General features: G+C 67.3%; 14 protein-coding genes. 10 read left to right on the forward strand and 4 right to left on the reverse strand.

The genetic code is table 11. The annotated features are described in order from the left end of the window. Positions 1-134: 134 nt before the first annotated feature. Together sucC and ASE90_RS09270 are read right to left on the reverse strand one after the other, a co-directional pair. A complete protein-coding gene (gene sucC, locus ASE90_RS09265; RefSeq protein WP_055999141.1) occupies positions 135-1,334 on the reverse strand; it encodes an ADP-forming succinate--CoA ligase subunit beta in 1,200 nt (399 codons plus the stop codon). A gap of 122 nt (positions 1,335-1,456) precedes the next feature. After that, on the reverse strand, positions 1,457-1,732 hold the full coding sequence (locus tag ASE90_RS09270) for a hypothetical protein (RefSeq protein ID WP_235531733.1): 276 nt from the start codon (positions 1,730-1,732) through the stop codon (positions 1,457-1,459). 55 nt (positions 1,733-1,787) lie between these two features. On the opposite strand from ASE90_RS09270, the gene ASE90_RS19680 reads away from it, so the two are divergent. Genes ASE90_RS19680 through ASE90_RS09280 form a run of 3 tightly spaced genes read left to right on the forward strand, consistent with a single transcriptional unit; the run spans position 1,788 to position 3,083 of the window. Continuing rightward, positions 1,788-1,943, forward strand: a complete 156-nt coding sequence (locus ASE90_RS19680) for a hypothetical protein (RefSeq protein WP_156357595.1) — start codon at positions 1,788-1,790, stop codon at positions 1,941-1,943. Beyond that, positions 1,940-2,332, forward strand: a complete 393-nt coding sequence (locus ASE90_RS09275; RefSeq protein WP_055999147.1) for a hypothetical protein — start codon at positions 1,940-1,942, stop codon at positions 2,330-2,332. The genes ASE90_RS19680 and ASE90_RS09275 overlap by 4 nt, the downstream gene beginning before the upstream one ends. A 4-nt stretch (positions 2,333-2,336) precedes the next feature. Further along, complete coding sequence (locus ASE90_RS09280) at positions 2,337-3,083, forward strand: sulfite exporter TauE/SafE family protein (RefSeq protein WP_055999150.1); 747 nt, start codon at positions 2,337-2,339, stop codon at positions 3,081-3,083. Between the two features lie 4 nt (positions 3,084-3,087). On the opposite strand, the gene ASE90_RS09285 is transcribed toward ASE90_RS09280, so the two are convergent. Together ASE90_RS09285 and ASE90_RS09290 are read right to left on the reverse strand one after the other, a co-directional pair. After that, a complete protein-coding gene (locus ASE90_RS09285) occupies positions 3,088-3,579 on the reverse strand; it encodes a DUF6622 family protein (protein WP_055999152.1) in 492 nt (163 codons plus the stop codon). 80 nt (positions 3,580-3,659) lie between these two features. Continuing rightward, on the reverse strand, positions 3,660-4,595 hold the full coding sequence (locus ASE90_RS09290; protein WP_055999154.1) for a ribose-phosphate pyrophosphokinase: 936 nt from the start codon (positions 4,593-4,595) through the stop codon (positions 3,660-3,662). Between the two features lie 114 nt (positions 4,596-4,709). Between ASE90_RS09290 and gltX the strand changes: the two genes are divergently transcribed. The 7 genes from gltX to ribH all read left to right on the forward strand — a co-directional run bounded on the left by gltX (position 4,710) and on the right by ribH (position 10,622). Then, on the forward strand, positions 4,710-6,029 hold the full coding sequence (gene gltX / locus ASE90_RS09295; RefSeq protein WP_055999156.1) for a glutamate--tRNA ligase: 1,320 nt from the start codon (positions 4,710-4,712) through the stop codon (positions 6,027-6,029). A 91-nt stretch (positions 6,030-6,120) separates the two neighbouring features. Then, positions 6,121-6,795, forward strand: a complete 675-nt coding sequence (locus ASE90_RS09300) for a TonB family protein (protein WP_055999159.1) — start codon at positions 6,121-6,123, stop codon at positions 6,793-6,795. Between the two features lie 270 nt (positions 6,796-7,065). Then, on the forward strand, positions 7,066-7,413 hold the full coding sequence (locus tag ASE90_RS09305) for a hypothetical protein (protein ID WP_055999162.1): 348 nt from the start codon (positions 7,066-7,068) through the stop codon (positions 7,411-7,413). Positions 7,414-7,439: 26 nt separating this feature from the next. Beyond that, on the forward strand, positions 7,440-8,393 hold the full coding sequence (ribD, locus tag ASE90_RS09310; RefSeq protein ID WP_055999165.1) for a bifunctional diaminohydroxyphosphoribosylaminopyrimidine deaminase/5-amino-6-(5-phosphoribosylamino)uracil reductase RibD: 954 nt from the start codon (positions 7,440-7,442) through the stop codon (positions 8,391-8,393). Positions 8,394-8,475: 82 nt separating this feature from the next. Continuing rightward, the gene (locus tag ASE90_RS09315) at positions 8,476-9,081 is read left to right on the forward strand and encodes a riboflavin synthase (RefSeq protein ID WP_055999168.1); all 606 of its coding nucleotides are present in this window, start codon (positions 8,476-8,478) and stop codon (positions 9,079-9,081) included. Beyond that, entirely contained in the window at positions 9,068-10,198 is a 1,131-nt protein-coding gene (gene ribB / locus ASE90_RS09320) for a 3,4-dihydroxy-2-butanone-4-phosphate synthase (protein ID WP_055999169.1), read from the forward strand. The genes ASE90_RS09315 and ribB overlap by 14 nt, the downstream gene beginning before the upstream one ends. 1 nt (position 10,199) lies before the next feature. Further along, positions 10,200-10,622: a 6,7-dimethyl-8-ribityllumazine synthase gene (ribH, locus tag ASE90_RS09325; RefSeq protein WP_055999172.1), complete on the forward strand. Its 423-nt coding sequence runs from the start codon at positions 10,200-10,202 to the stop codon at positions 10,620-10,622. Positions 10,623-10,726: the final 104 nt, after the last annotated feature.

The raw sequence follows: 10,726 nt of genomic DNA on the forward strand, positions 1-10,726 counted from the left end.
GACCCCATTTCCGCTGGGTTCAGCGCTTACAGCAGCCGGATCCGAACCATCATGACCAGAGTGCCGACCGCTGCTCCTTTGACAAACGACCAAGCCCGTCGTGTGTCATCAGGGGCGAGCCGGACTGCCATGAATCAGGCGGCCTTCTGCACTTCCGCGACGATCTTCTTGGCGGCATCGCCCAGATCGTTGGCCGGAACGATCGCCAGACCCGAATTGGCCAGAATGTCCTTGCCGGCCTGCACGTTGGTGCCTTCCAGACGGACGACCAGCGGCACCGACAGGTTCACTTCCTTTGCGGCGGCGACGATGCCCTCCGCGATGATGTCGCACTTCATGATCCCGCCAAAGATATTGACGAGAATGCCCTTCACCGCCGGATCGGCGAGAATGATCTTGAACGCGGCGGTGACCTTTTCCTTGTTCGCGCCGCCGCCGACGTCGAGGAAGTTGGCCGGGAACATGCCGTTCAGCTTGATGATGTCCATCGTCGCCATGGCGAGGCCGGCACCGTTGACCATGCAGCCGATATCGCCGTCGAGCTTGATGTAGGCCAGGTCGTACTTCGACGCCTCCAACTCCATCGCGTCTTCTTCGGTGGTGTCGCGCAGTTCCATCAGGTCCTTGTGACGGAACATGGCGTTGCCGTCGAAGGCGACCTTGGCGTCGAGTACGACCAACTGGCCTTCCTCGGTGACGGCGAGCGGGTTGATCTCGATCTGTTCGGCATCGGTGCCGAGGAACGCATCGTACAGCTTCGACGCGACGCTGGCGGCCTGCTTGGCGAGATCGCCCTTCAGTTCGAGCGCGGCGGCGATGGCGCGGCCATGATGCGGCATGAAGCCGGTCGCGGAGTCGATGTCGATCGAATGGATCTTCTCGGGCGTGTCATGGGCGACCGCTTCGATGTCCATGCCGCCTTCGGTGCTGGCGACCATCGACACGCGACCGGTGGCGCGGTTGACGAGCAGCGCGAGGTAGAATTCCTTGGCGATGTTCGCGCCGTCGGTCACGTACAGGCGATTGACCTGCTTGCCCGCGTCGCCGGTCTGAATCGTGACCAGCGTGTTGCCGAGCATGTCGGTCGCGTGCGCGCGCACTTCGTCGAGGTTCCACGCGAGGCGGACGCCGCCCTTCGCATCCGGGCCGAGTTCGACGAACTTGCCCTTGCCGCGGCCGCCGGCGTGAATCTGCGACTTGACGACATAGAGCGGTCCGGGGAGCTTGCCGGCGGCTTCGACGGCTTCGTCGACGGTCATCGCCGAGAAACCGGCGGGCACGGGCACGCCGAACTTCGCGAGCAGTTCCTTGGCCTGATATTCGTGAATGTTCATGGATTCGCCTTCCGCCTCTCGGGTGGGTGTCTGGTAAGTTGGCAAAGTTGCCACGCCTAAAGCACAAGCTGACCACCGAATCCAGTGTTAAACTGGCTTAATGCAATTGCGTCGCAGATGCTTTACCGAAGGCCGGTCGCGCAGAGCGCCGCCGAACTGCCGGTTACCGCGACGATTTCGGGATCGCCAAGCGCCCGCACCCGCCGCAGAAACCCCGGCAGGTCGTTGGCATCGCGCGCGGCGGGCAGGTCGGACATCCGCAACAATTGGGCAAGGCTCAGACGGTCGACCATGTGCTGCGCCATGCAGGCCGACAGCGACCGTGACAGTCCCGCCCCCTGCAATCCGCTGCGCAACCGCGCCTCGGGCACGGCGCAGCCGGCGAGCGCCAGGACCAAGAGGAACGGGGCGGAAGGCGTCGCAATGTCAAGGCCAAGCCGCTATAGCCCCCGGATGCACTCGGCAATCGCCATCCCGATCTTCGTCGCGACCATGACCGTCATGGCGGGGTTCGCGGCACGGGTCGCCTGTTCCGCAGATCGCGCGCCGATGGGTCGGTCGGTCCACGCGGCGACTGCGCAGCACCGCAACCGGGGTGACCGCCGATGACGCCCGAAGGCTGGCAGGCCCGGGCGCTGTCATGGGCGCTGGCGATCTTTGCCACGCTGGCGATGGTCGGGGCGGTTGCGACCATGTCGACCGATGGCGGAACGTCGCGTCCCGGCGCGGAAGTTGACACCGGCGATGTGCAGCGGGTCGATCCGCGTACCGGCGAGCCGGTGCCGGCACCGCGGCCCGCGCCGTTCACCACCGGCGCGCCGCGCGTCGAAACGCCGCAAAGCATCGCGGCGGCACGCCACGCCGACGCCACCCGCGCCGTCGCGCGCTGGCTGGAGGTGCTGACCTATGCCGTGCTGGCGCTGGTCGCGGTGATGGCGGTCGGGGTGCTGGCGCTGTTCCGCATCGCGCAGGCGCTGGGCGAGCGGCGCGACGACTGACCGCATGATCGACGATCCGTTCTTCTATGCGCTGGCGGTGCCGGCGGTGCTGATGCTGGGGCTGGCCAAGGGCGGCTTTTCGGGGATGGGGGCATTGTCGCTGCCGATGTTGGCGCTGGCGGTCGATCCGGTGCGCGCGGCGGCGATCCTGTTGCCGATCCTGATCGTGCAGGACGTCGTCGGCATCTGGGCGTTCCGGCGGACGATCGACTGGCGGGTGATCGCGTGGATGCTGCCGGGCGCGGGGATCGGCATCCTGCTGGGCTATGGCTTTGCAAGCGCGGTGCAACCTTCGGCAGTGCTGGCGGTGGTCGGGGCGATTTCGATCGCGTTCGGGCTGTGGCGGCTATGGACCGAACGCAACGGGATGCCGGCCGCGCGGCGATCGCCGGGCTGGGTCGGCACGATGTTCGGCGTGGCATCGGGGTTCACCAGCCAGATCGCCCATGCCGGGCAACCGCCGTTCCAGCTGTGGGTGTTGCCGCGCCAGCTTCCGCGCGACGTGCTGGTGGGGACGACCGCGCTGTTCTTCGGCGCGGTCAACTGGTTGAAGGTGCCGGCCTATCTGGCACTGGGGCAGTTCACGGCGGCGAACCTCGCGACGTCGGCGGTGCTGTTGCCGGTGGCGATCGCGGCGACGGTTGCCGGGGTGTGGCTGGTCCGGCGGGTGTCGGCGAAGCGGTTTTACACCGCGATCTATGGGTTGATGATCGCGGTCGGGGTGAAGCTGGTCTGGGATGGGGTGGCCTGACCGTTCAGGCGGGCAGGGCGGAAACCGTTCGCCAACGCGCGACGCCGACCAGCAGCCGTGCCATTACCGCCGCCCCCGCCGCAATGCCGATCGCAGTGGCCAGCACCGCGTTCGCCGGAACGACCGCCGCCCATGCGCCGCAGGCGAAGCGGACGACGAATACCCCGAGATAGAGGATCAGCGGCAACGGGGACCCCGGCTGGCGCACCCGCCCGCCCGGCAACCGCTGCCCGCGCGGATCGGGCAGCAACGCGCCGCTTGCCGCCCCCAAAGCAGCACCGCCCGCCCAGGCCCCCAATGCAGGCAGGATCCCGACCTGATGGGCGAAGGCAGCGACCCCCATCACGCTCCACAACAGGAAGGCGATGGACGGAAGCAGCGCGACCGCGACCGGCACCTCGCGCGTCCGCAGCCGCCGCACGCCAAGGAATACGAGCCCCGCCAGCAGGGCATACACCCATGTCGGTGCCCCGGTTGCGATCTGACTGGCATGCATGACGTGTTCCTTCCCCCAAAGGACGATGCCGCCATGCTATAGCATGACGACCGGTTGACAAGGCGCGGACGAGCCCCGCGTCAGTCGAACAGGCTCGACACCGACGATTCATCCGCGATTCGCCGGATCGCTTCGGCGAGCAGCGGGGCGATGGTCAGGTGGCGGATCTTCTTGCCCTGCGCGATCACGTCGTGGTTGCCGATCGAATCGGTGATGACCAGTTCCTCCAGCGCCGACGCCTCGACCCGCGCCACCGCGCCGCCCGACAGGACGCCGTGGGTGCAATAGGCGACGACGCCGACCGCGCCCGCCTGTTTGAGCGCGGCGGCGGCGTTGCACAGCGTGCCCGCCGAATCGACGATATCGTCGATCAGGACGCAGAAGCGACCCTCGACATCGCCGATGATGTTCATGACCTCCGATTCGCCGGCGCGCTCGCGACGCTTGTCGACGATGGCGAGCGGGGCGTTGTGGAGGCGCTTGGCAAGGCTGCGCGCGCGGACCACGCCGCCGACGTCGGGCGACACGACCATCAGGTTATGCTCGCCGAACCGGGTCTTGATATCCTCCGACATGACCGGCGCGGCATAGAGATTGTCGGTCGGGATATCGAAGAAGCCCTGAATCTGTCCGGCGTGCAGATCGACGCACAGCACGCGGTCGGCACCGGCTTCGGTAATGATGTTGGCGACCAGCTTCGCCGAGATCGGGGTGCGGGGGCCGGGCTTCCGGTCCTGCCGCGCATAGCCGAAATAGGGGAGGACGGCGGTGATGCGACGCGCCGACGCGCGCTTCAGCGCGTCGATCATGATCAGCATTTCCATGAGGTTGTCGTTGACCGGATAGCTGGTCGACTGAACGACGAACACGTCTTCGCCGCGGACATTCTCCAGCACCTCGACGAAGATTTCCTCGTCGGCGAAGCGGCGCACGCTGGCCGTGGTCAGCGGAATCTCCAGATAGTCCGCGATCGCGGTCGACAGGGGAAGATTGGAATTGCCCGCCAGCAGCTTCATGGGTGCGCCCGTATCGATGAAAAGATGGGTGCGCCATAGAGGCCGCGGACGAATTGTGAAAGCCATGTGACGCCCGCGTTTGCGCCGATGCGACAAATGGGCGAGAGGGCGCGCATGACCGTCACCCGTTTCGCTCCCAGCCCGACCGGCTTTCTGCATATCGGCAATCTGCGCACCGCGCTCCACAACTGGATGTTCGCGAAGCAGCGGGGCGGGCGGTTCCTGCTGCGGATCGACGACACCGATGGCGCGCGCAGCGAGGAGCGGTTCGTCGAGGCGATCCGGCGCGATCTGACGTGGCTGGGGCTGGTGCCCGATGGCGAGGAACGGCAGTCGGCGCGGTTCGACCGGTACGAGGCGGTGTTCGCCGGGATGGTCGCGACCGGAAGCATCTATCCCGCCTATGAAACGCCCGAAGAGCTGGATTTGCGGCGCAAGATCCTTGCCGGGCGGGGGCTGCCGCCGGTCTATGATCGCGCCGCGCTGACGCTGAGCGACGCGGATCGGGCGCGGCTGGAGGATGAGGGGCGGCGGCCGCACTGGCGGTTCCGGCTGGAGGCCGAGCCGATCGCGTGGGACGATATGGTGCGGGGGCCGCAGAGGTTCGACGGGGCGCTGCTGTCCGATCCGGTGGTGCGGCGGGCCGACGGGTCGTGGCTGTATCTGTTGCCGTCGGTGATCGACGATGCCGATATGGGCGTGACCCATGTCGTGCGGGGCGAGGATCATGTCTCCAATACGGCCACGCAGATGCAGATGTTCTCCGCGATGGGGGCAGTGCCGCCGGCGTTTGCCCATGAGGCGTTGCTGGTCGGGAACGAGGGCAAGCTGTCGAAGCGGCTGGGGTCGCTGGGCGTCGAGCATTTCCGGGAGCAGGGGATCGAGCCGGAGGCGGTGGTGGCGCTGCTCGCACGGCTGGGGACCAGCGATCCCGTAGAGGCGGTGATCGATCCGGCGCCGCTGATCGCGGCGTTCGATTTCGGGCGGTTCGGGCGCGCGCCGGCGCGGTTCGACGAGGGCGAGCTGGCGCAGGTGAATGCGCGGATCGTGCATCAGCTGCCGTTCGAACGGGTCGAGGGCGCGTTGCCAGAGGGAATGGATGCGGCGGCGTGGGAAGCGGTGCGCGGCAATATCGTGCGGGTCGACGAGGCGGGCGATTGGTGGCGGGTGGTCACCGGGCCGGTCGACACGGCACCGGTCGCGCCGGAGGATCGCGCGTTTCTGGACCGGGCGGCCGAGGTCGCGGCGGGGCTGGAGTGGACCGATCCATGGGGCCAGCTGACCGCCGCGCTGAAGGCCGAGACCGGGCGCAAGGGCAAGGCGTTGTTCCTGCCGCTGCGCCGCGCGCTGACGGGCATGGACCATGGACCGGATATGGCGACGCTGCTGCCGCTGATCGGGCAGGCGCGCGCGGTCGACCGGCTGCGCGGCTGACGCGCACGTCAGCTTTACAGATCCTTCGTGAGGGTATCTCATCGCATGAGCCGATTGGACGGCAGGAGATACGAATCGAAGGGACGGTGGCATGGCATATGAGGGACAACGTGGCCTGAGCCCGGTGGGGTTGGGTATTGCGATTGCGATCAACGGCGGCCTGCTGGCGCTGGCGATGATGACGGCGACGACGGTCCTGCGCGGGCCGGTCGACCCTCCGTTCGAGGCCACCGCCATCCCGATCGATCCGCCGCCGCCGCCGATCCCGGACGAGGTCAAGCCGGTCGAGCGCGCCGTCAGCGATCCTGCCCCCGCGCCGCTGCCCGTCGTACCGCCCGCGCCCTATCCGGTGACCGGCCCGACGATCGAGAGCACCGAGGTCATCCCGCCGGCACCGCCGACGCCGCTATCGCTGCCGACGCCGCCAAGCGGGGTCGGCACGGGCGGGCCGGTGACGGTCGCCACGCCGCTGCCGGTGCTGGTGTCGGCCAGCGTCGATCCGCGCTATCGCGCCGATTTCCAGCCCGATTATCCCGCGTTCGAACGCAATATCGGCCGTGACGGCGTGGTCGTCGTCCGTGTGCTGGTCGGCAGCAACGGGCGGGTGAGCGCGATCGAACCGGTGCGCGCGACCAGCGACGCGTTCTTCGAAGCCACGAAGAAGCGCGCGCTGTCGAAATGGCGCTTCCGTCCCGCGACCCGCGACGGGGTGGCGGTCGAAAGCTGGCGCGAGATGACGGTGCGCTTCACGATGCAGGATAGTTGAGGCGGGCTTCTCCCCATGCGTGCGCCGCATGGGGAGAAGGCGGATGATTCACGCGAAGGCGCGGAGACGCGAAGGGGTTGCGCTTGCTGGTCCGTCATCCGCGCCAGCGGCCTTGATCGACCCTGCAACTGGTGAAACGGTCTTCCGTTCGCACAGACATCGCGCGGAACGCGACCCCTTCGCGTCTCCGCGCCTTCGCGTGAGTCCATCCTTCTTTCATGGCCGTCCGGGGCTGGTGATTGTCCGCCCCTGCGCCTATCTTCCGGGGCGATGAAATTGCGCCATCTCTTTTCGCCGGTTCATGCCGTGCGGGACTTTGTCGGCTTTGCGCGGATGCGTGAGAAGCACGAATGGTGGTTCCTGCTGGCATCGATCTGCATCGTGCTGTTGATCGGATGGGGGTTCGTTCACGATTCCTATTTCGAACGCGTGTACCGGCCGAACATCATCTATGTCGAAAGCTGGCCAGCGAACCGCACCGATGCGGAGATCATCGCGCAGCAGAAGATCGACCAGGCCAAGCAGGACGCGGCGAACGCCGAGTTCGAGCGCGAACGCGCCAAGCGGCAGGCCGAGTGGAAGAAGATCGACGACAAGCTCAAAAGCTGGGGCATCTGACCGACCCGGTCGAGGATGCGCGCTGGATGGGCGCGGCGCTGACGCTGTCGGCGCGGACGCGGGGCAGCACCGCGCCCAATCCCAATGTCGGTTGCATCGTCGTGGCGGACGGCCGGGTGGTCGGGCGCGGCTGGACGCGGGCGGGCGGGCGACCGCATGCCGAGGCGGAGGCGCTGGCACAGGCCGGCGCGCAGGCGCTGGGCGCGATCGCGTATGTCACGCTGGAGCCGTGCGCGCATGAGTCGGTGCGCGGGCCAGCCTGTTCGGACCTGCTGATCGAACACGGCGTCGCGCGGGTGGTGATCGGCTTGCGCGATCCCGATCCGCGGACCGACGGGCTGGGGATCGCGCGGTTGCAGGCGGCGGGGATTGCGGTGACCTCCGATGTTCGGGGCGAGGATGCGGCGCGGGCGATGGCGGGGTTCCTGACCCGGCGCGCACTGGGGCGGCCGTTCGTCACGCTGAAGCTGGCGCTGTCGCTGGACGGCGCGGTGTCGCGGGCCGATGGGCAGAGCCAGTGGATCACGGGACCGGCGGCGCGCGCGCACGGCCATCTGGAACGCAGCCGCCACGAAGCGATTCTGGTCGGGCGGGGCACCGCCGAGATCGACCGGCCGAAGCTGGACGTGCGCCTGCCGGGCCTGGGCGGGCGCAGTCCGCAGCGGGTGGTGCTGTCGGCCGATTGCGAGGCGATGGACGGATTCACGATGCTGCCGGGGGTCGAGGCGCTGTCCGACCTGTCGGGCGACCATGTGCTGGTGGAGGGCGGTGCGGCGACGGCGGCGGCGTTCCTGCGCGCCGATGTGGTTGACCGGCTGCTGCTGTACCGCGCCCCGATCCTGATCGGGCATGGCCGGACGCTGCCCGATATCGCGCTGACCGATCTGGCGGCGGCGCATGGCCGCTGGCGACTGCACGACGCCCGGATGCTTGGCAGCGACCGGTTGGAGGTCTACGAGCGCGTCAGGATCGAGCGATAGCAATCGGTCGTCATCCCCGCCTTCGCGGGAATGACGGCGTGGTCGGGCTAGATATCGATCGATCCGGGAGAAGGAGCGAAGCGTGTTCACCGGAATAGTCAGCGACGTAGGGCGCATCGAATCGATCGACGGGCCGGGCGACCTGCGCGTCCGGATCGGTTGCGCCTATGATACCGCGACCATCGACATGGGCGCATCGATCGCCTGTTCGGGCGTGTGCCTGACGGTGGTGGAAAAGGGCCCGGGCTGGTTCGCGGTCGATGTGTCGGGCGAGACGGTGTCGCGCACCGCCGACCAATGGGTCGCGGGACGCAAGCTGAACCTGGAACGCGCGCTCAAGCTGGGCGACGAACTGGGCGGGCATATCGTTACTGGCCATGTCGACGGCGTGGGTAAGGTCGTCGCGGCGCAAGCCGACAAGGATTCGACCCGCGTGACCGTTGCGATCGACCGCGCGCTCAGCCCGTTCGTCGCGACCAAGGGGTCGGTGACGATCGACGGCGTGTCGTTGACCGTCAACGACGTTGCCGACGACGCGACCGGCACCCGCTTCACCGTCAACCTGATCCCCCATACCCAGTCGGTCACGACGCTTGGGGACCTTGCCGAAGGGCAGTCGGTCAATATCGAGATCGACGTGCTCGCCCGTTATCTGATGCGAATGGAACAAGTCCGTGGCCAACGCTGAACTGGCGGGTCTCCGCCACGCCTTTCTGTCCTCGCCCGAGGAAATCATCGATGAAGCCCGCAACGGGCGGATGTTCATCCTGGTCGACGACGAGGATCGCGAGAATGAGGGCGACCTGGTCATCCCGGCGCAGATGGCGACGCCCGATGCGGTCAATTTCATGGCGCGGCACGGGCGCGGACTGATCTGCCTCGCCATGACCAGATCGCGGGTCGACCAGCTTGGCCTCGACCTGATGGCGCGCAACAACGGCACGCGGCACGAAACCGCCTTCACCGTGTCGATCGAGGCGCGCGAGGGGGTGACGACCGGCATTTCCGCTGCCGATCGCGCGCGGACGATCGCGGTCGCGATCGATGCGTCGAAGGAAGCGTCGGAGATCGTGACGCCGGGCCATGTGTTTCCGCTGGTCGCGCGCGAGGGCGGGGTGCTGGTGCGCGCCGGTCATACCGAGGCGGCGGTCGACGTGTCGCGGCTCGCCGGGCTCAATCCATCGGGCGTGATCTGCGAGATCATGAACGAGGACGGGACGATGGCGCGGATGGACGACCTGATCGGCTTCGCGCAGTTGCACGGCCTGAAGATCGGGACGATCCGCGACCTGATCGCGTACCGTCGCCGCCATGACCATCTGGTCGAAAAGCGCGCCGAGACGGTGTTCGAGAGCGAATGGGGCGGCGAATGGCGCGCCATGACCTTCTGGAACAAGGCGACGGGCAGCGAGCAGGTGGCGCTGGTCAAGGGGCTGATCGATCCGAGCAAGCCGACGCTGGTGCGGATGCACGCGCTGTCGCCGTTCGCCGACCTGTTCGGCGAGGGTGGCGAGCGTGGCGGGCTGCTGCGGCAATCGATGCGGATCATCGGCGAGGAAGGCGCGGGCGTCGTCGTCGTCATCAACCGCCCGCGTCCCGACGGGCTGACGCTGGCGATCCACGCGCGCAGCGGCGCGCCGGTGCCGGAGATGGAGGAACTGCGCGACTATGGCGTTGGCGCGATGATCCTGAACGAATTGGGCGTCGAGGACATGGTGGTACTGACCAACACCCACCACACGCTGGTCGGGCTCGACGGTTATGGGCTGAAAATCGTCGGCGAACGGCCGATCGTGGAGAATTGATATGGCGAAGATACTGATCGTCGAGGCGCGGTTTTACGACCATCTGAACGACCTGCTGCTCGAAGGGGCGCGGTCGGCGATCGAAGCGGCGGGGCATGAACACGAGACGGTGACCGTGCCCGGCGCGCTGGAAGTGCCGGGCGCGATCGCGATCGCCGATGCGGCGGAAGTCTATGACGCGTTCGTCGCGCTGGGCGTCATCATCCGCGGCGAGACCTATCATTTCGAGGTCGTGTCGAACGAGAGCGCGCGTGGAATCATGAACCTGTCACTGGAAGGCGTGCCGGTCGGCAACGGCATCCTGACCGTCGAGAACGAGGCGCAGGCGCTGACGCGGGCGAAGCGCGACGAAAAGGACAAGGGCGGTGAGGCGGCCAAGGCGGCGCTGGCGATGATGGAATTGCGCGAGCGGTTTTCGGTTTGAAGTGCTTCCTCCCCGGTACGGGGAGTATGCACTTCAGACTCTGTAGACGTTTTCTGTCTAGGAAGATGTCGAGGGTGATCTCGAGCATCTGTTGGGTCTTGGAG

Origin of the sequence: Sphingomonas sp. Leaf67, from assembly GCF_001421965.1 — a bacterium.
Taxonomy (GTDB): domain Bacteria; phylum Pseudomonadota; class Alphaproteobacteria; order Sphingomonadales; family Sphingomonadaceae; genus Sphingomonas.